This is a genomic window from Enterococcus raffinosus (assembly GCF_018917525.1).
Lineage (GTDB): Bacteria > Bacillota > Bacilli > Lactobacillales > Enterococcaceae > Enterococcus_A > Enterococcus_A raffinosus_A.
In genome coordinates this window covers 26,449-50,239 of the sequence record NZ_JAHLOS010000028.1, presented here as the reverse complement: position 1 = coordinate 50,239, position 23,791 = coordinate 26,449, and the positions used below count along the sequence as shown (strand labels likewise).

Annotated in this window: 13 protein-coding genes; all 13 read left to right on the top strand. The window is 41.2% G+C overall.

Going from position 1 to position 23,791, the window contains the following annotated elements:
* The first annotated feature begins 254 nt into the window (after nt 1-254).
* The 13 genes from KQI58_RS15785 to KQI58_RS15725 all read left to right on the top strand — a co-directional run bounded on the left by KQI58_RS15785 (nt 255) and on the right by KQI58_RS15725 (nt 23,654).
* Nucleotides 255-7,256, top strand: coding sequence for a VaFE repeat-containing surface-anchored protein (locus KQI58_RS15785; protein WP_216409997.1), 7,002 nt, complete (start codon nt 255-257; stop codon nt 7,254-7,256).
* A 77-nt stretch (nt 7,257-7,333) separates the two neighbouring features.
* The gene (locus tag KQI58_RS15780) at nt 7,334-8,080 is read left to right on the top strand and encodes a winged helix-turn-helix domain-containing protein (protein WP_216409996.1); all 747 of its coding nucleotides are present in this window, start codon (nt 7,334-7,336) and stop codon (nt 8,078-8,080) included.
* Nucleotides 8,077-9,387, top strand: coding sequence for a DUF5068 domain-containing protein (locus KQI58_RS15775; RefSeq protein ID WP_216409995.1), 1,311 nt, complete (start codon nt 8,077-8,079; stop codon nt 9,385-9,387). The genes KQI58_RS15780 and KQI58_RS15775 overlap by 4 nt, the downstream gene beginning before the upstream one ends.
* An 18-nt stretch (nt 9,388-9,405) precedes the next feature.
* Entirely contained in the window at nt 9,406-12,255 is a 2,850-nt protein-coding gene (locus tag KQI58_RS15770) for a VaFE repeat-containing surface-anchored protein (protein WP_216409994.1), read from the top strand.
* 40 nt (nt 12,256-12,295) lie between these two features.
* Nucleotides 12,296-14,272, top strand: a complete 1,977-nt coding sequence (locus KQI58_RS15765; protein WP_216409993.1) for a glucosaminidase domain-containing protein — start codon at nt 12,296-12,298, stop codon at nt 14,270-14,272.
* Nucleotides 14,273-14,744: 472 nt separating this feature from the next.
* Complete coding sequence (locus tag KQI58_RS15760; RefSeq protein ID WP_216409992.1) at nt 14,745-16,586, top strand: glucose PTS transporter subunit IIA; 1,842 nt, start codon at nt 14,745-14,747, stop codon at nt 16,584-16,586.
* Between the two features lie 20 nt (nt 16,587-16,606).
* Nucleotides 16,607-17,323: a glucosamine-6-phosphate deaminase gene (locus tag KQI58_RS15755; protein WP_216409991.1), complete on the top strand. Its 717-nt coding sequence runs from the start codon at nt 16,607-16,609 to the stop codon at nt 17,321-17,323.
* A gap of 21 nt (nt 17,324-17,344) precedes the next feature.
* On the top strand, nt 17,345-18,196 hold the full coding sequence (locus KQI58_RS23165) for a PRD domain-containing protein (protein ID WP_216409990.1): 852 nt from the start codon (nt 17,345-17,347) through the stop codon (nt 18,194-18,196).
* A gap of 154 nt (nt 18,197-18,350) precedes the next feature.
* Nucleotides 18,351-19,292, top strand: a complete 942-nt coding sequence (gene trhO / locus KQI58_RS15745; protein WP_216409989.1) for an oxygen-dependent tRNA uridine(34) hydroxylase TrhO — start codon at nt 18,351-18,353, stop codon at nt 19,290-19,292.
* Nucleotides 19,293-19,395: 103 nt separating this feature from the next.
* Nucleotides 19,396-20,007: a hypothetical protein gene (locus KQI58_RS15740; RefSeq protein ID WP_216409988.1), complete on the top strand. Its 612-nt coding sequence runs from the start codon at nt 19,396-19,398 to the stop codon at nt 20,005-20,007.
* Nucleotides 20,008-20,174: 167 nt separating this feature from the next.
* Nucleotides 20,175-20,882: a helix-turn-helix domain-containing protein gene (locus KQI58_RS15735; protein WP_216409987.1), complete on the top strand. Its 708-nt coding sequence runs from the start codon at nt 20,175-20,177 to the stop codon at nt 20,880-20,882.
* A gap of 265 nt (nt 20,883-21,147) precedes the next feature.
* Entirely contained in the window at nt 21,148-22,320 is a 1,173-nt protein-coding gene (locus KQI58_RS15730; RefSeq protein WP_216409986.1) for a glycoside hydrolase family 3 protein, read from the top strand.
* Nucleotides 22,321-22,439: 119 nt separating this feature from the next.
* Nucleotides 22,440-23,654, top strand: a complete 1,215-nt coding sequence (locus tag KQI58_RS15725; RefSeq protein WP_216409985.1) for an MFS transporter — start codon at nt 22,440-22,442, stop codon at nt 23,652-23,654.
* Nucleotides 23,655-23,791 lie beyond the last annotated feature (137 nt).

Sequence of the window (23,791 nt, the reverse complement as noted above, 5' to 3'; positions counted from 1 at the left end):
CATTTTTGATAAAAAAATATAGAGGGAAAAGAGGGACCGTATGGGAAAAGAAATCACTTAATCATCTCTACTGATCTAGCGATGTCTTTTTAAAAAAAGGTAGAAACCGCAACTACTACCAAGAAGGAGCAATGAAATCATTCAATGCGCCTTTTTCTTAATTTAACAACAAGGGGGAATCCAGTGAAGAGCTTCAGGGATGAAAACAACCACGCATTACCGAAACAAAATAAGGAACAACAGGAGGGAAAGAGATGAAGAAGTTTTTACGAGGAAAGCTGCCTACAGGATTAGCTTTAGCGGCTATCTTAGCAAATACGTTAATGGCACCTGTGACGACAATTGCAGAAGAAACCACTGGTGAAGAAAAGCAAGCACCAAGGATCAGCCTGCAAAACTTAGATACGGCAGGAAAAGAATCTGTAGAATCAGAAGAAACATTCAACGCAACATTAAGCGGAGAATTTGAAAATGTACAGGATGCCTCAGAAAAGACAGTCACATTTACATTGAATAGTGAATTTGCCTTAGGAGAGAATCCAGTAAGTCAAACAGCAGGAGTGAAAATCGTCAAATTGACCGATTCAAACTTCAGCTTGGATTTCTCAGAAGTTACAGAAGATAAACACTCTTTTGCAGTAGATTTACCATTGACAGCAAAAGTGGACTCAGCGAATGATGAAGCGCAGCTCGTTTTATCAAGTGATTATACACAAGATATTGCGAAAACTTTTAAGATTACAAAAGCGCCGATTTTGACACAACAGGATAGCTCAAGTATAGAGCGAGGGAGTATAAATATTCAAGCCGATGATGGAGTTTGGGCAGCATTTGGTGGAGATAGGGGATTCAAACTGGATTTGCTGGATTTTTCAAGCTCTCTTGAATATTACAATTATGGCACCTGTAACGTTATTGATGGAACTATACAGAAAAGGGAGATTGATTATGACAGGTGTGAAATAAACATAGTCCAAATGAATGGAACAAACACATCTATTAAAGTAGACCCGTCCTTTTATAAAATAGAAAAAGCCTCAGATTATTCAACTACGGGAATGTTTACGGTATTTCTTAATAAAGAATATGTGGCACAGCAAAAATATGGCAATACACCAATTGTTGAAGTAAAAGTTAAAGCCAAGGATGGCAGTGAGTGTATATTAAGATCAACAGGATCTCGTGGTGGAAAGGGTTCTACGGGTATCAAAATAAAAAAGGAATCAGTTGATGGGAATGTAAGCAATATAACATTTGAAGTGTATCTTGATAATGATAATACTCACAACAAATTAATTTTCAGAGGCAATACGAATGCTGATGGAGAACTCATTGTTGGCCCTCTTTTAACTGATGCTATTAATGGAAAATATAGTACATTAACAGTTAAAGAAATTGTACCTGAAGGTTATGAGGACCAACAACCGCAAACACAACAAATCACAGTCGATAGTACTTCATTTGAAGAGTCATTCTTAGTATTTACGTTTGTCAATGTAAGGAAATCGGAAAAAAAAGGTTCTTTGAAGATCACAAAAGTGGACAGTGTAACTGATAGTAAGAAATTAGCAGGCGCAACGTTCAAAATCACGAATACAGATACAAAAGCAGTATGGTTGGCAGAAAGTAAACCAACAGCGTCAAATGGTGAATTAACAATCACAGATATTCCAATTGGTAACTATGAATTGGAAGAAGTAAAAGCGCCAGATGGATACGATCTATCGAAAGAAAAATTAGCATTCAAAGTAACGGAAGGCAATGCGGCAACGCTCCAAACCTTTGATTTTAAAAATACTGAAACCGAAACGCCAAAAGGTAAATTGCAGATCACAAAAGTGGACAGTGTAACTGATAGTAAGAAATTAGCAGGGGCAACGTTCAAGATCACGAATACAGATACAAAAGCAGTATGGTTGGCAGAAAGTGAACCAACAGCGTCAAATGGTGAATTGACTATTTCGGACATTCCAATTGGTAAGTATGAATTGGAAGAAGTAAAAGCGCCAGAAGGTTACGATGTATCCAAAGAAAAACTATCATTTGAAGTAACAGCAGGGAATGCGGCAACGCTCCAAACCTTCAACTTTAAGAATACTGAAACCGAAACGCCATTAGGTAAAGTGAAGATCACCAAAATTGACAGTGTGACTGCTAGCAAGAAATTAGCAGGTGCAACGTTCAAGATCACGGATACTGATAAAAACACTGTATGGTTGGCGGAAAGTAAACCAACAGCGTCAAATGGTGAGTTAACGATCACAGATATTCCAGTTGGTAAGTATGAATTGGAAGAAGTAAAAGCACCAGAAGGTTACGATGTATCCAAAGAAAAACTATCATTTGAAGTAACAGCAGGGAATGCGGCAACGCTCCAAACCTTCAACTTCAAAAATACTGAAACAGAAAACCCGAAAGGTAAAGTGAGCATTCTGAAATACGATCTAGCGGATAGCACGAAAAAATCTATCGCCGGAGCGAAATTCACTTTATACGAAGAAGATGGCAAAACAGAAGTAGCGACTAAGACAAGTGAAGACGGTAAATTATTAGTCTTTGATAATCTACCATTAGGTAAATATGTCTTAAAAGAAACCGAAGCACCAGCCGGTTACGAAAAAGCAAGCTATACAAAAGAGATTGAAATTACAGAAAATAATTTAGAATTAACGATCGAAGTATCAAATAAAAAGCCAGAAGCAAAAGTCGGCAAAGTAAGTATTCAAAAATACGACCTAGCGGATAGTACGAAGAAATCAATCGCTGGAGCGAAGTTCACTTTATATGAAGAAGATGGCAAAACGGAAGTAGCGACTAAGACCAGTGAAGCAGGCAAGTTATTAGTCTTTGATAATCTGCCATTAGGTAAATATGTCTTAAAAGAAACCGAAGCACCAGCCGGTTACGAAAAAGCAAGCTATACAAAAGAGATTGAAATTACAGAAAATGATTTAGAATTAACGATCGAAGTATCCAATAAGAAGTCAGAAACACCAAAAGGAAACGTTACGATCAAGAAGACAGAAAAAGGCGACGATAATAAAGCATTAATCGCAGACGCTGAATTTACGTTAACGGATTCTAAAGGTGTGGCAGTAACGAAGACGACAGTTGCTGGAAAAGAGCTAGTTTTTGATAACTTGGAACTAGGCGAATACACATTAGAAGAAACATCCGCGCCAGCCGGTTATGAAAAACCAGACTTCAAGCAAACATTTGAAGTAAAAGAAGGCACGTTGAGTTTCACCTATGATGTAGAAAATGTGAAGTCAGAAACGCCAAAAGGAAACGTTACGATCAAGAAGACAGAAAAAGGCGACGATAATAAAGCGTTAATCGCAGACGCTGAATTTACGTTAACGGATTCTAAAGGTGTGGCAGTAACGAAGAAGACAGTTGCCGGAAAAGAGCTAGTTTTTGATAACTTGGAACTAGGCGAATACACATTAGAAGAAACATCCGCGCCAGCCGGTTATGAAAAACCAGACTTCAAGCAAACATTTGAAGTAAAAGAAGGCACGTTGAGTTTCACCTATGATGTAGAAAACGTGAAGTCAGAAACGCCAAAAGGAAAAGTCAGCATTAAGAAACACAAGTTAGGCGATGAAGATGAGAAGTTGATCGCGGATGCGGAATTTACCCTAACGGATTCTGAAGAAAATGTAGTTGATACGAAAACAACTAAAGAAGGCGAAGAATTAGTCTTCGACAACTTAGAGTATGGCGAATACACATTAGAAGAAACATCCGCGCCAGCAGGCTATGAAACTCCAGATTTCAAAGAAACCTTTGAAGTGAAAGCCGATAAGTTGAGTTTTGAATACACAGTCTACAATAAGGAAACATCAAAACGAGAAGTCGGGAAAGTCACCATCAAGAAACACAAAGAAGGCGATACAGATAATAAGTTAATAGCGGATGCGGAATTTACGTTAACGGATTCTGAGGGAAATGAAGTAGCGAAGGAAAAAACCAAGGCAGGGGAAGAATTAGTCTTTAATAACTTGACCTATGGTGAATACACGTTAGAAGAAACATCAGCGCCAACAGGCTATGAAAAACCAGACTTCAAAGAAACCTTTGAAGTGAAGGCCGACGACTTGAACTTCGAGTACACGGTCTACAACAAACAAATTCCAGATATTCCAGAAATCTCTACGACTGCCAAAGATAAGGAAACGGGTACCAATGAAGGCTATGCAGATGAAAAAGTAACCATCGTTGACAAAGTGGAATATCAGAATTTGGAAGTCGGTAAGACGTATACGGTCAAAGGTACGTTGATGGATCAAGCAACTGGCAAAGCATTCGTAACCAAAGACGGCAACGAAATTCATGCGAAAAAAGATTTTGAAGCGAAAACGAAGGATGGTTTTGTTGAACTGGAATTCGTCATCACGAATGGCGATCTGAAAGGCAAAACAGTTGTCGTATTTGAAGATCTTTATGACGGAGAGAAAAAAGTAGCGACTCACAGTGACATCAACGATAAAAATCAAAGTGTCGATTATCCAAAAGTCGGTACGAAAGCATCTGAAAGCACGGTTGGCGATAAGATCGTTGTGAAAGACATCGTATCTTATGAAAAACTAACTGTCGGTAAAGAATACACTGTTGAAGGGAAGTTGATGGATAAAGCGACTGGCAAAGCCTTTGAAGTAGAGGGCACAGCAGTTACTGCCAAAGCAACCTTCAAACCAGAAGCGGAAAACGGCACTACCGAAGTTACGTTTGAGTTTGACAAAGCAGCGATCGAAGGCAAAGAAATCAGCTTAGTGGTCTTTGAAAAAGTCTTGAATGCGGATGGCAAAGTCATCGGAACTCACGAAGACTTGAAAGACAAAGACCAAACGGTGGAATTTGGACCAGATACACCAGAAATCGCGACAAGTGCGAAGGATGGCGAAACTGGAACGAATGAAGGCTACGCGGATGAAAAAGTGACGATCATTGATAAAGTGACGTACAAAAACTTGACCATCGGCAAAACCTACACAGTCAAAGGTGTCTTGATGGACAAACAAACAGGCAAAGCCTTTGTGACAAAAGACGGCAACGAAGTGCATGCCGAGAAAGAATTCACAGCAGACAAATCAAATGGTTCTGTTGAGCTAGAATTCGTTGTGACGAATGGCGATCTAGCTGGTAAGACTGTGGTTGTGTTTGAAAACATGTATCACGAAGACGTGGAAGTAGCCGCGCATACGGATATTGAAGACAAAGAGCAAAGTGTCGACTATCCAAAAGTGGGTACGAAAGCATCAGAAAGCACGGTTGGCGATAAGATCATCGTTAAAGACATCGTGTCTTATGAAAAATTAACCGCAGGCAAAGAGTACACGGTTGAAGGTAAGCTGATGGATAAAGAAACGGGTAAAGCCTTTGAAGTAGACGGTGTACCTGTTACAACAGTGACGAAGTTCACACCAGAAGCAGAAAACGGAACAACCGAAGTGACCTTCGAGTTTGATAAGAAAGCGATCGAAGGCAAAGAAATCAGCTTAGTCGTTTTTGAAAAAGTCTTGAATGCAGATGGCAAAGTCATCGGAACTCACGAAGACTTGGAAGATCCAGATCAAACAGTGGAATTTGGACCAGATACACCAGAGATCGCTACGACTGCCAAAGACAGTGAAACAGGCGATCACGAAGGCTATGCGGATGAACAAGTAAGTATCATCGATACAGTTGAGTACAAGAACTTGACCATCGGCAAAACTTACACAGTTAAAGGTGTCTTGATGGATAAAGGCAGCAACCAGCCATTCATCACCCGCGACGGCAATGAAGTACATGCAGAGAAAGAATTTGTGGCAGAATCAACGAATGGCTCTGTTGACCTAGAGTTTGTCATTACAAACGGAGATTTAGCAGGTAAGACAGTGGTTGTCTTTGAAAATCTATTCCGTGAGGACAAACAAGTCGCAAGCCATACAGACATTAATGATAAAGACCAAAGTGTGGATTATCCGAAGGTTGGAACAAAAGCATCTGAAAGCACGGTGGGCGACAAGATCATCGTCAAAGACATCGTGTCTTATGAAAAACTAACCGTTGGCAAAGCCTACACGGTCAAGGGAACATTGATGGATAAGGCAACTGGCAAAGCATTTGAAGTAGATGGCAAAGCAGTGACTGCTGAAACCACCTTTACGCCAGATAAAGCAGCTGGCACAACAGAAGTGACCTTTGAATTTGATAAGAAAGCCGTTGAAGGCAAAGCGATCGCCCTAGTGGTCTTTGAAAAAGTGTACAATGCGAAGGGACAATTGATCGGAAGTCACGAAGACTTAGAAGACAAGGATCAAACAGTCTCATTCACACCAGATACACCAGAAATTGCAACGAAAGCCAAAGATAAAGGAACAGCTGGCAATGAAGGGCAAGCGAAGAAGGAAGTCACGATTATTGACGAAGTATCTTACAAGAACTTGATCGTCGGTAAAGAGTACACAGTCAAAGGTGTACTGATGGACAAAGCAACCAATAAACCATTATTGGCGAACGGCAAGGAAGTACACGCTGAGAAAACCTTCACCGCGAAGAAACCAAACGGCACAGTTGACCTAGAATTTACCTTCGATGGCAGTGCGTTAGCTGGTACTACGGTCGTTGTCTTTGAAACGCTGTATACAGACAACAAAGAAGTCGCAACACATGCAGATATCAACGACAAGGATCAAACAGTCACTTATCCAAAAGTGGGTACGAAAGCATCGGATAGTCTAGTCAATGACAACGTAGTCATCAAGGACATGGTGTCTTATGAAAACTTAGTGGTCGGCAATAAATACACAGTGAAGGGTGTATTGATGGATAAATCAACTGGCTTGGCTTATCTAGTCGACGGCAAGAAAGTATTAGGCGAAACGACCTTTGTGGCGGCACAAACCAGCGGTACAGTTGAAGTGACCTTTGAATTTGCGAAGAGTGCTTTGACGAAGAAAGAGACATTAGTCGTCTTTGAACAATTATTCAATAGTAAAGGCTACTTGATCGCAACCCATGAAGACATCAACGACAAGGATCAAACCGTTGAAGTCGGCGACGATACACCAGGGAAACCTGGTCTGCCAAGTACTGGTACTGGAGGGAAAACACGTACGTATGATTACAGTACGTCAACCTCAAGAGGCTCGTTACCGAAAACAGGGACACAAAACAATCCATTGTTCCTTGTTCTGGGTGTAATAATCATTGGCACAGTGTTGACCATGTATCTTGTATACACAAGAAGAGCGAAAAGAAATCATTAGGAAGTGAACGATCCACCAAGCCCCTTTCAGGTGGCTTGGTGGATTGTTTGGTATCTGGATCTGATGGAGGGAAAAGGATGAAGCTAGTCCTAATAGTGACGAATAACATGGAGAACGAACGGAAATTACAAGAAAGCCTCCAGCGATTGAACTGTGAAGTATTGATTTCCAGCAGTATGGTAGAGCAGCTTTATTATGATGCAGAAGAAATACGCGTTTTTTTAGGTCAGGTTCAGTGGGTAATTGTGAGTGAGACGATTTTAGAGCAGGACTTTCAGTTAATGGCGACGCAACTAATGAGACAAGAGCATCTAATCATTTATCGGAAAGTCAGCAGTCTCTCAGATGTGCTGGAGCAAAAAACATTGCCAAAGGGGTGTCACTGGCTGCCGCAAGATTCTTCGATGGAGGAGCTGCGGGAGAAATTTTCTCAGAGTCTGATTGAAAAAAGAGCGGGTGTAATAAAAGAAGGATGGGAAGAACGACAAATAAAAATCCAAGAACAGGTAACGCAATTTAGCCAAGATTTAGCGAAAAGCGAGTATAGGCTATTTGCCTATTTACTGCAACATGAGGATCAAGTGATAGCGAGGGAGCAACTTTGTCACCTGCTCTGGCAGGAAGGTGTATCGCAATCTCATTCAGCTCAGCTGTCAAATATTCGGCGAATGCTGACTAAAAAACTGGAAAAACATGGGATGAACGGTGTCAAATTATTGACAGTGTGGAGAGAAGGCTATCGCTTGAGATTGAACTGTCCTGCTTTAGTGCAGGAGGAGTTAAGAACAGCTATGAAAAATGAGAGTGAAGGAGCATTCAAATGAAAAAAACACGATTCGCATTGTTGGCGATACCATTATTGTTATTGACTGGCTGCACCCAGAACGGACGGACGGTGGAAGAGTCAAAAGAATCCACTGGAATCTCTTCGACTAAAGTAAGCAAGGAAGAAAGTTCAGAGGAAAGTACCGATGAAAGCACAGAGGTAAGCTCAAAGGATAGTTCGGAAGCATCCGACGAATCTAGTGAAAGCTCTGAAACAAAAAGCAATTCTTCAACAGTATCTTGGGAAGAAGTCGAAAAAGATCTGGAGGAAAAAACAGAGACGGCTTCCTTGGATTTGCTTTATGAGCATGATAAGCCGTTGATCTACAACGAAAACGATGTGGAGGTAAAAGTTGACGGTTATCGCTATTACCAAATCAAGAATTTTACCCGCAACCTGCGGATTCCCTTTGGTGATCAGAATGCGGAAGGAGGAGTGATCCTCTTGGCGGTCACTCTTAAAAATGACACCGATGCAGCAGTTTATTATGGCAATGGCTTTTCCTTTTCCATCACCGGCTCACGCGCTAGTCTGATGCGGACGAAAAATATTCTGACGGATGATATGGAGAGTGATCTGATCCAAAATGATAATGAAATCGGTGCTGGCGAAGAGTTGACGGGCTTTATCCCCTTTGCGGTAGAACCGGCTGAGATGGAGAAGCTTTCTGAGAACAACGAGGCAATCTTAGAAGTGCCGGGAATCTTCACGAAGAAGGGCAGCTTCAAATCGGATGATGCTTTGTTCCTCGGTACGAAGGAGACGGTTCCCTTCGATGCGAAAGGCGAAGCAAAAGCAATAGCCGCTTCTTTCCTTTATAAAGACAAGGTAACCGTAGAGAACATGGGGACAAAACGGCTATTAGTTGATGAAGAAGTTAATGAATCGAAGGAATTTGAAGGCGTAAAAGTCACGCTGGACGGCTATCAAATTGCCGAGTTTGAACCGAATAAAGAGCAAGCGGTACGATTTAATCGGTACGAAACAGGGATTGTCCTACTAACAGCGAAGGTTACTGTTCAAAACAACGGAAAGGAAGCCCTGCAATTTAACGATACCTCCGGCAGTCTGAAAATCGGCAATAAAGGCAGCATTATCAGCCAAAGTGCCTTAGAAGTCAGAGACGGAAACAGCGAGCTGCCGATTGGTGAGACCAATACTAAATATATTGTTGTTCCGATCGACAAGGAATCCTATGAAAAGCTGTATAAGGATCAAGAATTTGTGCTGAATATCAATATTCATGACGAGAGCCACTCGCGGATGAATACCACTGGTGATTTGGAATTTCGCTTTCAGAATTAAGCAAGAAGGGAGAAACAAATGAAAAGAAAAAAACTATGGGTTGTCGCGGCATTGATCATGCTGCTGAGCGGGTCTTTTTTACCTATGTTCAATGTTGGCGCTCAGGAAGTAGAGAGTCCAGCTGTAGAGACGACGGCAACCAGCAGCAGCGAACAGGTTTTGGAGTCTGAAGTTCAGCCGCCTGAACAGGAGATGGAGCCTTCGCAGCCAAGCGAAGAAGAAGTGCCAGCAGAGCAAACGGAAGCACAGCCACAAGCAAATGCTCCACCGCAAGTGATTGAAGACAGTCAGCCAACTGAGGGACAAGCCGCCGCCGAGGTAGAAGCAGAGACAGCTACCGAAACTGTTGCGGTTCAAGCGACTGAAGTAACTGGGCGATTAGTAATTAAGCTTTTTGATGAAGGAAACAACCAGTTGCAATTAGGCAGCGGGGTCTTTCACTTGATTGAAGAAAGCGGTAAATATAACGGCCTGGCTTGGACAGATTTGAATAAGGATACCGTTTATACCGATCTTCCATCTGGAAAGTACACACTTGAGCAGGTCGGTGCGCCGATTGGCTATCTGTTGTCTGGATTTAAAACGACATTTGAAATGAAAGAAGGCGCAACCTATTTCGAATATACAGTCACGAATAAACGTGACACAAATCCCTTACCGATGGGGGAGATCCATGTGATCAGTGTCGATAAAGATGATCCAAGCAAACGACTGGCGGGGGCGACTTTTACAATTGTCAACCGTGCAACTGGAGAAGTATTTCTAGATGAATCTGCACCGACTGATGATAATGGAGAACTAGCGATAAAAAATGTTCCAGCTGGCAACTACATGATTTATCAAAGCGATTTTCCAGAAGGATATACAAGTCCAACGATTCAGATATCATTTTCTCTCACAGAAAAAAATATCGCGGAAAAAGATTTTCCAGAATTTACCTATACTAATATAAAACGTACAGAAGTTGGATTTGCATCAATTGCGTTTTTACCCTCTGATGAAGTGAAACTTATTGCTGGAGGAGAATTCACATTATATGATGCTGATGGAAATGTACTAGAACGGAAAATAACTAAAAATGACGAAGTGCTTTACTTTAATGATCTACAGCCGGGGAACCGCTATCGAATTAAGCAAACAAAAGCACCTGAAGGATACGAGGAATCGACAGAGGAGAAACCTTTATTTGATGAAACTTTCGATATCACTTATCAAGAATTAGCAGTTCGATACACAGTTTACAACAACAAGTTGCCAGGAAAAGCTGATGGGAAAGTCACCATCAAGAATTTTGCGGAGGGTGACGAGTCGGCGACGATTGGAGATGCAGAGTTTACGCTGTATGATGCTGATGGGAATGTTGTGGCGACGCAAATAACAAAAGGCGGTCAGGATTTAGTCTTTGCGGAATTGAGTAAGGGAACCTATCGCATAAAAGAAACAAAAGCGCCGGCCGGCTATCATCAGTCGACCTTCGAGGAAGAATTTGAGATCACTCAAGCGAATAAAGCGGTCGAATACAAAGTCTTTAATAAGAAAATACCAGCCCCCGCTGGTAAATTATGCGTTCAACTGTATACCGAAGGCGATGAAAAAGAAACCATTGGCGGTGCGGAGTTTACGTTATATAACGGAAAAGGTGAAACTGTAGCCCGTAAGACCACAATTGCAGGTGAAGAGTTGATCTTTGAAAACTTAGATACTGGCATATACTTTTTGCGGGAAACTAAAATGCCAGAAGGATATGAGGAACAATTTATCCAAAAAAACTTTGATATCAAGACATCTACCTCAGTAAAAACTATCAAAATCACGAATAAGAAATTGTCTACATCGAAGAACGTCATCATTACGGGAAAAGCTCGCGATAAGAGCACCGGAGGAAATGAAGGCTATGCGCAAAAGGCGAGCACCATCATTGAAGAAGTGAGCTATCAGAACTTGGAAGTCGGCAAAGAATACACCATCAAGACGGTGTTGATGGACCCAGCGACCAATCAGCCGGTACTCGTCAATGGCAAGGAAGTTCGAGTAGAGAAAACTTTTGCTGCCAAAAAACCTAATGGCACGATCGATGTGGATATCAGCTTTGATGGTAGTAGTCTGGCTGGTAAATCGGTCGTCGTAGTTGAAAGCTTGTATCAAGCAGGTAAAGAAGTAGCGAATGATTCGAACATTGCCGCTCCAGTTCAAACCATCACTTATCCAGTGATTGCTACCAAAGCAGCAGGGCAAATGGCGGGAGAGAACGTACAGATCAAAGACACGATTACTTACAACAATCTGGTTGTTGGACAGAAATATACGGTGAAAGGTCAGCTGATGGATCAAGTGACAGGCTTGCCGTATCAAGTCAATGGTAAAAAAGTCGTGGGTGAAGCGAGCTTCACCGCTGAAAAAATGAATGGAACCGTAGTAGTAACCTTTGAATTCGCTAAAAGCGCATTGACGAAAGCTACGACCTTGGTTGTTTTTGAGCAATTGTTCAATGGTAAAGGTAGTCTGGTGGCCGATCATCAAGAGTTGACGGATGCAAATCAAATGGTCAAATTAGACGGAACCATACCAGTGGATAAGCCCGTAAGCACACCAACGGACACTCCAAAAGAGACACCAGTTCCAGCTCCGGCAGAACCAGAATCCGTTCAAACGAGTGATTCGACTGTTATTGGAAAGGTGAGCTGGCGCTATTCATGGTATCGAGGAACAAAAAAATCAGTTAAACCAGTTAAAACAGCCTCAGCTAAGCAGGTCAAAACGTTACCTAAAACGGGCAGTCGTCAGAATACACTTTGGGTTGTTGCAGGTTTGTTATTGGTGGTTTGTGGGGTCGTGATTGCTAGCCGCAGAATCAAATTAACCAAATAGATAGACCGAAAAAGCATCAAATGAGAGATGAGGAATGATGATGAAATATACTAAATGGCTTAGTATCTTAGCTATTGGCGCCATACTTGGATCAACAGCGTTATCGTCGTATCAAGTGTTTGCGGAAGAAAATAATCAGTCTAGCGCAACTTTTTCGGAAACGCAAGCGACCACAGACTCCAGTGGAACCAGCATGGATGCCATAAGTACAGAAAGTTCTGATTCGCCAGCGGTGGCCTACAAGCTAGTGACGGCTGAGGGAAAAGAACTGATTAACAATACCCTAACAGATGCGAATGGAAACAAAGTGACGTTCCAACTTTCCGCGAACAACAAGGTGTGCTATACAGTGACGTTGGCTAAAGAATTTACTTTGAAGGAAGTTAAATTTGTGAATGTCACGACGAAGGCAGCGATTCTGGTCAGTCCAACGATCAGCGGGCAATTTTCGATGCCTGAATCAAATGTCGCAGTCGAATTCACAGTGACCAAAATAAACAAGCCCGTTGAAAAGCCAGTGGACAGCAGTGAGAGCAAACCTCAAACAAGCGAGAGCAGCAGTTCAACCAGTCAAACCGATCAAACTAGCCAAAGCAGTGAGACTGCTCCAAGCAGCCCCAGCAGTCAAACAAATGAAAACAAACAAACAACTCTGAGCAGTGAGGCGCAAACGCCTGCTGCTGAAAGTACTGAAACAACAGCGAGCCAACAGCAGTATGGTCCGCGTGAACCGTCAGACGACGCTGCTGCGACAGCGGCTGATGTAAGAATTCCATCAAATCAAGCGGTGCCAACCTTCAGTAATGAGGTGCAAACAGCGATCGTTCAAGAAGCATATCGTCATCTAGGCAAACCGTATGTCTGGGGAGCGAAGGGTCCGAATGCGTTTGATTGTTCTGGCTTAGCTTACGCAGTTTATGCCAATGCGACGGGACACTATATTGGCGGTTGGACGGGGGATCAGCAATTTGCCGGCACACAGATTCCAGTGAGCGAAGCTCAACCTGGCGACCTGCTTTTCTGGGGAGCGCCGACGAGTGTCACGACGCACGTAGCGATCTATATTGGAAATGGCCAATATGTCCATGCACCCCAACCCGGCGATGTGGTGAAGATCGGCAGCATCAGCAGCTTCGCGCCGACCTTTGCTGTTCGGGTGAATATCGCCGGCTTGCCTGAAGCCGCTAGTTCGTTAGCCAATTCTTATGGCGAGTACAGCGTTGACCAGCCGTTTATCTTTAACAAAAATCAAACGACGGATCAATTTATTGAGAAAATCGGCAAAATATCTCGCGAAATCGGACAAAAGAATGGGATTTACTCTTCGGTGATGATCGCTCAAGCCATTTTAGAAAGAGGTTCTGGTAATAGTGCCCTAGCGAGCGAACCAAACTATAATTTATTCGGCATCAAAGGCCAGTTTAAAGAGCAAGGCGTGACCTTCCAAACACTCGAACAGGATAAAGCCGGTGCGAGCTTCCAGATTACTTCCGAGTTCAGGAAATATCCTTCTTATAAGGAATCTCTAGAAGATTATGCGAAACTGCTCAAAAAAGGAATCGCAGGAAATGAAGATTTCTACAAAGGAGCGTGGAAGGATCAGGCGGAGACCTGCGAAGAAGCAACGGCGTATCTACAGGGACGCTATGCTACAGATAAGCAATATGCCGAAAAACTAAATGCGATCATCGAGGCCTATGACTTAACAGAGTTTGATGAAGCAGATGAGGAATCAAGTGAAGGCCCAGTTATTAATACAGAAAAATCAATGTCTGCTGATTATGATCGTTTGCAGAAAAAGTTGATTCTTAGCGTCATGAAAAATCAACAAATTCCACAAGTGATGTCAGCTAAACAATTTGTTAGTTTATTTAGAGGGGAAAGCTTGATTGCCTTAGCAGCAACAGCAGCTCCAGTAAAGAGTCGCTCGACAGTCGTATTATCGGCTACGGCCTCATTCTATCACATGTCGGGAGGCGGACTGCTGGCAGTCCTTCCGCCAATGGATAGAAACTAAACGAAAAAAGAATTAGTATAAGCAACATACTTCTAACCTTCTTTGCCTGTCTGTTGATGAAAGAGCGAATAAAAAAACAATTGATTTCAAAAAAATGGGATGATTGATATTTTTTCATAAATATTGATTCTCCCTCACTTATGGAAACGTAAGTGATAAATTTGTTCAATGTGTTTTATAGGCTACTGCGTTTCTCGATTATTCTCTGGTATATTAAGGATCATGACTGCTTTTTTTGAATAAATTACTTTCTTATTCGAAAGGATATTTGTGTGGTCTTTTTTTTAGAACATGTGATTAAATTAAAAAAACATGTTGACAGCGATTTCAACGCGTGCTATGATTATTTTGTAAAATAACAAATATCCAATAGGATTCGTTACGGGTAAAGCTGGCAATGCCTAAAGAAAGTGTATTTCTATACGCTCTCTTTGGGCATTTTTTTATTGGATAAATTAAGGAGGGCCATTAGATGAACAATCGGGATCTAGCGGAAGCGATTCTACAAGAAGTAGGTGGAGAAGAGAATATCAAGAGTTACACGAACTGTGTCACGAGGCTGCGTTTTCAACTAAAGGACAATGAAAAAGTGAATCAGCAGGCGATTGATCAATTGGAGGGTGTTTTAGGTTCGCAATTTCAAAGTGGACAATTTCAAGTGATTTTGGGTGGAAAAGTTGTGAATGTCACGAATGAATTTAATGAGTTAGTTAATCTATCAGATGAAAACGGCGGTGGAAACGCTAATGATGGTAAAGGAATTATTTCTAATATCTTAAATACATTATCTGCGATTTTGACACCAGCACTTCCGCCAGTTATTGCTGGAGGGCTTCTTAAAGGCTTCGTCTTTATGTTTCAAAATTATGGCTGGGTAAATCCTGGTAGTGATTCATTAATCTTTTTCAGTGCACTTGGGGATGCGATGTTTTATTTCTTCCCATTCTTGTTGGCAGTTAGTTCAGCGAAGAAGTTCAAAACGAATGAGTACCTGGCGTTAACATTAGCAGGGCTTCTCATGTATCCTTATGCAATTGCTGAAGGACAAACCTTTATCAGATTGTTTGGCGTGATTCCTTTAGCTGTTGTGGACTACAGTGCTTCTGTTTTACCAATTATCTTTTCTGTGTGGTTATTATCGGTCGTAAAACGTTTCTTTGATCGAAAAATTCCTGAAATGGTGGGTATGGTCTTTTCTCCGCTGTTTTCAGTGCTTATTGTAGGTCCGATTTCGATGGCTTTGTTAGCACCATTAGGTTTTTATATTGGCGAGTATCTAGCCGCGGGTGTGAAATGGCTGATTGATTTTTCTCCATGGTTAGCAGGTTTGATTGTTGGTGGTACTAGACCAATTGTTGTTTTAGGCGGAATGCATCACGCGATGAATCCGATTATGCAGCAAGAAATTTCTAGTTTTGGTTCTTCTCAATTGATGGCGATGGTGCTTATGAGTACGTTAGCCCAAGCAACCGCACCTCTGGCTGTCTACTTTAAGGAAAAAAGCTCTAAAGAAAAACAAGTCGCTTTGTCCGCAGCTGTTTCAGGCTACATCGGGATTACTGAGCCTGCGATTTATGGAGTGCTTGCGAGAAATAAAGGAGCTATGATTGCTGCTTGTATTGGCGGCGGTATTGGATCTGCAATTAGCACGATGTTTGGCGGTCAGTGTTTTGGCTTTGTGATGCCGGGAGTCCTTTCTCTTCCTGCATTTATGGGAGAGGGCTTTATCGGGATCATCATAGGAGGGATCGCTTCGGTAGTAGTAACAGCTCTGTTAACATTTGTTTTAATGAATCGTTTTAACAAAGAAGCTGTAGAGCAGCCTAATGGAGAAGTTGCGAATGCTGACTTAAAAGCGGCAATGACCGTACCTTCGCCAATTATTGGCAAATCGCTCTCTCTGGACCAGATTGATGATGCTACGTTTTCAAAAGAAATATTAGGCAAGACAATCGCCATTGCTTCTTCTGATGGGCGTGTCTACGCTCCGATGGCAGCAACGGTAAAGGCAGTATTTCCTACGAAGCATGCGATTGGTCTGGAACTGGACAATGGTGTCGAACTGCTGATTCATATCGGGTTAGACACTGTGACAATGGAGGGAGAAGGCTTTGACTTAAAAGTTCAGCAAGGCGAGCGTGTTGAAAAAGGAGATGTTTTGCTAACTTTCGATAAGGAATTAATCCAAGAAAAGCAGTTGAATGACGCGATTATTATTGTCGTAACAAATACAGAGACATATGATTTTGTAGAAAAACATGAAACAGGGGCAGAAATAGATTTGAATCAAAACCTATTTAGCATAGCCAAATAACTTACTTAAGGAGAAAAAAAATGAGATTAATTGTAACTAACACACTTGAAGAAATGAACGAAGTGGGCGCGCAACATCTTTTGGGAGCGATGCACACGCAACATCGTACGAATATTGCGATTACGGCAGGGTCGACACCTAAAGGCGTATACGATTTGATGATTCCTTTGGTAAAAGACAAAGCTTATTTTGATGACGTTCATTATTATAATTTTGATGAAATTCCGTTTAAAGGTGAGGATGGATATGGCGTAACTATGAGCAATTTGAACAAACTGTACTTTTATCCTGCGAATGTTCAACGTGAAAATATCCATGTATTGGATTGGACCAATTACGAGACGCAGGATGAACGCATAGCAAAAGATGGTGGATTGGACTTTGTTTTATTAGGAGTAGGAGCAGATGGGCATTTCTGTGGTAACTTGCCTGGAACGACAAAATTCGGTGATTTGACCAGTCGTGTAGATGAAGATGCTACGCCTGATATGGTAGAGGTATTGCTAAATGAGGTTGGCGGTGTGGAAGAAAAACGACCAGATTTCTATGTTACAATGGGGCCAAAGAGTATTATGCAAATCAAAAAGCTAGTGATGATTGCCAATGGTAAAGCAAAAGCAGGCATAGTTAAAAAGCTAGTTGAAGGAGTGGTCTCAGAGGATGTTCCAGCTACATTACTCACTACTCATCCTGATTTTACTTTGATTGTGGATAAAGAGGCCGCAGCACTGCTTTAGAATTTTCTAGGAGGAAAATCCGTGCGAGTAAAGCAAAGATTAAATAATAATGTTGTACTTGTAGAAAATGCTGACCAACAGCAGATGGTCATAATGGGGAAAGGGGTAGGCTATAAAGCCTACCCTGGCAACCCAGTGAATACAGAACTGATTGAACGGACATTTGTCCTTAAAAATGAGGATGAAAACGAACTGGAAAAGGTATCAGTGCTCGTTCGTGAGGTTCCTGTCGAGTACATTGTATTGACAGATACGTTGTTGCGAATAGCTGAAAAAGAATTACATACAGAATTCAAATTGCCGATGCTGGTTTCATTGGCGGATCATATTTATTCAGCGGTGGAACGACAAAAGAAAAATATTCAAATCGTTAATCCGTTATACTGGGATATCAAACAGCTTTATCCTATTGAGGCAAAATTAGGAGATAAAGCAGTTGCCATGATCAATCAAGAGCAGGGGGTAACGCTAGATAAATCTGAAGCAACCGCGATCGCCATGCATTTTATCAGCAAGAGTGAGAACTATGATTCGATCCAACAAGTAATGAACTTTACAAAAATTATTTCAGATATTATTTCGATTATTCAATACCACTTTCAATTTGAAATTAATCAGGAATCTATTGGCTTTTCACGCTTGATTACTCATCTGCAATACTTTTTGATTCGTCAAGTCAAAGGAATAAGGATGATGAGTATCAGTGATGAAATGATGAGCTTAGTCATTCAGCAATATCCGAATTCTTTTCAATGTGCCGAAAAGATTATCAAATATCTTAATGAGAATCAACAAGTGCAAACTTCTTTAGAGGAAGAGATTTATTTGACGATGCATATTGAGCGCGTTCGTACGATGGAAGAAAAGCGATAGAGGAACGCCGAAGTTATGGTGCTAGAAAATCACCTTCGATTTTCTAGCACCATTTTTTATGCGTTCATTGTAAAATATTCCACAAGCATCAAGCTCGAAAAAACAGGGTCTATCTCCTATAGTAGTAAAGGATAAAGAAACAGGAGGAATCATTATGGATTATCGCGTATTACTTTACTATAACTACACAACAATCGAAGAACCGGAAGCGTTTGCTAAAGAGCATTTGGCTTTTTGTCGTGATTTAGATATTAAGGGCCGGATTTTGGTGGCACCAGAGGGGATCAATGGCACTCTTTCAGGAACGAAGGAAGCTACGGATCGCTACATGGATGTTATGCTGGCAGATGAACGCTTCAAAGATACTTATTTCAAGATGGATGAAAGTGAGGGGCATGCGTTTAAAAAATTATTCGTCCGTCCTCGAAAGGAATTAGTAGCCTTGAATTTGGAGGAAGACATTGATCCGCGGCAATTGACTGGAAATTATTTAGAGCCTCAAGCATTTCGTGAGGCTCTATTAGACGAAGACACGGTGGTCATTGATGCTCGAAATGATTATGAATATGACCTGGGGCACTTTCGCGGGGCGATTCGTCCAGAGATTCATAACTTTCGTGAGCTCCCTGCGTGGATTCGCGAGAATAAGGAACAGTTCATGGACAAAAAAATCGTTACTTATTGTACTGGCGGTATTCGCTGTGAGAAATTCTCTGGCTGGTTAATCCGTGAAGGCTTTGAAGATGTGGCGCAGCTTCACGGGGGGATTGCGGCTTATGGTAAAAACGAAACTACCAGAGGCGAGTTATGGGATGGGAAAATGTACGTCTTTGATGAACGGATCAGTGTGGAAATTAACCAAGTCGACAAACAGGTGATCGGCAAAGAATGGTTTGACGGTACTCCTTGCGAACGATATATCAATTGCAGCAATCCAGAGTGTAATCGGCAAATACTTGTTTCTGAAGAAAATGAAGAAAAATATTTAGGGGCTTGTTCGATTGCCTGCGCCAAACATCCTAATAATCGATATTTGAAAAAACATCATATGACGCTAAAGCAACGGGATGAACAATTAGCACGAATTGATCAATAATGAAACTTTCCATAAAATTCTCACTTGAACTGTCTTGACACTTGAGGGGTTTTGGACTAAACTGAAACTCAATTAAGTGTCTTGACATATCAAGGAGGAAAAAATGAAAAATCATTCTATTAGAAATTTGACGATTTCAGCGTTACTGATCGGACTTGGGATCTTGATTCCGATGGTTATGCCGAAAATCGTGATTGGGCCAGCGTCATTTACGTTAGCCAGTCACGTTCCCGTGTTTATTGCGATGTTCTTCTCACCACTAGTGGCGATCGCGGTTGTTTTAGGAACTACATTCGGCTTTTTCATTTCTACTACACCGATTATTGCTTTACGAGCCTTTTCACATTTGATTTTTGCGCTGCTTGGTGCTTATTATCTACAAAAACATCCTGACCTTGTGCTAAAAAATGGAAAATTCACATTAGCAAATGGGCGTTTTCAAGTATTTAATCTAGTCATCGGTCTGATCCACGCGATTGCTGAAATGATTGTCGTCTCAGCCTTTTACTTTATGGGAAATATGCCAGACACCTTCTATTCACAAGGATATATCTATACCGTCTTTATTCTGATGGGTGTTGGTGGGTTAATACACAGCTTGGTAGACTTCAATATTGCTTACTTCGTGGCAGGTGCGTTGTATAAACAATTCAACTTACCAATTTTTGAGAAAGCTGTGAAACATACAAAAGAATTAAATAAGGTAACAGCTTAACCGTGATAATAAATTACGGTTTTTCTTTATTAAAGCTTCAAAAAAACGATATAATTTATAATGTTCAATATTTTGTTTATTATCCTCTAAAAAAAGACCTTTTATTTGCTTAAATTTAAGTTATATTCTATTCATGAGTATTATGAGTAGAAAATGAGGGTATGAGAATGGTTCGAATCTTAGTTTTAACAAAAAATGTATTAGCAGAAGAAGCTTTAACAAATAAATTGCAGCATTTAAATTATGAAGTATTTTGTTCCACCAGTGTTCTCAATGAGATTCAGATGGAAGGACGTGTTTCGAATTTAGTCAATCATTTTCCGATTATCATCATCAGTGAGACCATTTCAAGCTACGAGATGGAATTGATGTTACCGAAACTACGGGAAAATGGTCAAAACATACTGAGAGAAGTTGATCATTCCCTCAGTGAGAAGGAACGTTCATTGTTAGAAGTACAAGGAATAAATGGGATCGTACAAAATAGTGATTCGGTAGAGCTGTTGAGAGAACAATTAGCCGAAGTTGCTACACAATATCAAAATAAATCCTTTGAACCTGTGGTAACGGAAAAGCGTCAGGAAGTAGTCGAAGAAGATCTGGATCTTTCAGCGATGACTCTAGTTAATTTATCGTCATTAGAGCTGCAACTTTTAGAAAAATTACGGAGTCATCCAGGTGAGGTTTTCTCGCGCGATGAGTTATGTAAAAGTTTGTGGGGAAATACTTCCCAATCGCGTTTAGCCCAACTTTCTTCGTTAGTAAAGAATATCAAGTTGAAGCTTGATATTATGGAGGTTGATCACGAGGTTATTCAAACGATTTGGGGCAAAGGTTATCGTTTTCGTAAGAGTGCTGCAATTTCATGCAAGTAAAGCAATGCTGAGAAAGGAGGGATCTTCTTTTCTCAGCATTTTTTTATAAAAAAATTCGAAGTGACACTTTCTTTTCACAAGCTGTGCTAGAATATATCATAAATATTAAAAAAAAATTCGCTCTTCTGTGCATCATTTCCTTTTTTGTGATGGTGGAAATTAATAAAGCTACGTGAAATGAGCGGAAATATTTAAAAAAAAGACATATATTCGTGGAAACAACCTAATTTGTTAGAGTCTGTTTTACATAAAGGAGCGTATACAAGTGAAAAAAAGTGTGATACTTAGTTTGGCGATCTTATCAGCGGTCCTTAGTTTGGCTGCGTGTGGGAATACTAAGAAAGGCTCTTCAGTAACTAGCGACTCAGCAAAATCAAGTGAGTCCGTAAAACAAACAGAGCAGACGTCTGAATCCCAGAAAAAGGAGTCGACAATGAAAGAAACAGTTGATAAAACAATGAATGCCATGACCTTGGAAGAAAAAGTCGGACAATTATTTATGGCTCGTGTACCAGAGCAAAATCAGGTAGCCGATATCCAAAATTATCATTTAGGCGGTTATTTGCTTTTTGACCGTGACATGGAAGGAAAAGGGCAAGCAGAAGTGAAGCAGGCGATCACAAGTTATCAAGAGGCCAGCAAAACGCCAATGTTTATTGGGTCCGATGAAGAAGGCGGTACGGTGAGTCGTTTGAGCAGAAATCAAATCGTTTCGCCGCCCTTTCAAAGTCCCCAAGCGTTGTATCAAAAAAATGGCTGGGATGGAATCAAACAAGACATTGATCGTAAAGCACAGGTCTTTGGTGAATTAGGAATTCAACTAGGGATGTTTCCTGATGCGGATGTCTCAACAGATCCGCAATCCTTTATCTATGATCGGACGATTGGGATGGATGCAGCTGGTACCAGTCACTATGTCAAATTAAGCGTAGAAGAAATGAAAAAGCAAAAGCTGGGTTCAACCATCAAACATTTTCCCGGTTATGGGAATAATCGCGATTCCCATGTGGAAATCGTAACCGATAATCGTTCGCTGGATGAACTGCGTAAAAATGATTTTCTCCCCTTTGAAGCAGGAATCAAGGCAGGTGTTGACAGTATTATGGTCTCCCACAACATCGTTTCTGCAATTGACGGTCAGCGGCCAGCTTCAATTTCAAAACCAGTGCATGACTTGATTCGCAATGAATTAGGCTTCAAGGGTGTGATCATGACAGACGATATGGATATGGCTGGACTTGCTGATTTTATCTCTCAAGAAGAAGCCGGACTGCAGGCTTTGCAGGCGGGAAATGATATGATTTTATCCTCAAGTTACAGCAGTCAGATTCCTTATATCCTAGAAGCGATCAAAAATGGCAAATACAGTGAAGAGCAGCTCAATCAATCGGTGGAACGACTGTTGACATGGAAAGTTGAGTTAGGTTTAATTAAATAAGAAAGAAAAAGGAGGAATTCTTATGTGTGCTTCAATGCGTTTGAAAATTGACCGATTCGCCAAATAATTAACGTTTGACGAACTTTTTGTTTGTTCAAGCGACAAACAAAGGAGCAATGATGGAAAAACAACCGTGGAAAAAGAAGTATTTAACAATTTTATCTGGACAGACAGTTTCCTTGATTGGAAGCTCGGCCGTTCAGTTTTCATTGATTTGGTGGCTGACCAACGAATCAAAATCGGCGATCATGTTGTCTTTAGCAGGACTTTTTGCCTATTTACCTCAAATGTTCTTAGGTCCTTTTGTCGGTGTCTGGCTGGATCGGCTGAAACGAAAATATGTGGTGATTTTTGCTGATTTATTTATGGGGCTTGTTGCATTCGTGCTGTCTATGTGGTTCTTAATGGGACGACCGGGCTTTGCTGTAGTGATCGTGGCATTGTTCTTGCGGGCATTGGCAAATGTCTTTCACACACCCTCGATCCAAGCGATCGTACCATTGCTGGTTCCAGAAAAGGAACTGGTCAAAGCCAACAGCTGGAACCAATTTTTACAATCTGGAGCATTTATGTTGGGGCCGGTTTTAGGGGCTGCAATGTTCGCGGTGATGCCCTTGTGGCTGATTCTACTAACGGACTTGATCGGTGCATTGGCTGCCTCCTTCACCTTGTGGATTGTGGCGGTACCAAATATTGTTCGCAATGATGAACATCCGCAGCATTATTTTCAGGAGCTGAAGGATGGATTCAATGTATTTAGAGAAGATCCGCCGATGTTGGTGGTCATGATTTTTTCCTTTTGCATTATGATTTTCTATTTGCCGTTGGGTACACTATTTCCTTTAATGACAAATGTTCATTTTGGATTATCCGCCTGGTTTGCTAGTATGGTGGAGTTTTCTTACGCGGCTGGAATGATGATCAGTGCATTTCTGATTGGAATGAAAAAGGAATGGCGGGAAAAATTATTAGCAGCACAGTTGTCATGTGTCGGATTAGCCCTTACGTTTATCGGCAGCGGCTTAGCGCCTGCAAACCAAAACGGTTACTGGCTGTTTGTCTTTTTCTGTATTCTGATGGGCGGTGTGGGAAATCTGTACAACATTCCCTTTATGGCTTACCTGCAAGAAACAGTGGCACCAGAAAAACTGGGTCGGGTATTTTCGTTATTCGGCAGTGTGATGTCAGGGGCAATGCCAATAGGTCTGCTGCTGGCTGGGCCCATTTCAGAAAAAATCGGAATTGCCAGCTGGTTTTTGATTTCAGGAATCTTAACACTAATTTTCAGTTTATTATGCTTGATGATTTATCGCCAAGTAAAAAATAAGAGATAAAAATAAGGATGTTACTTTTGAGACGCCGAATATTCGGTAAAGAGGGAGGAGCTGTGACAAAAATCTTGTCACAGCTCTTTTTTCCGAATAAACAGTGTTCTAGATTCTGTCACACTCCCTCCAATCTTAGTATTTTT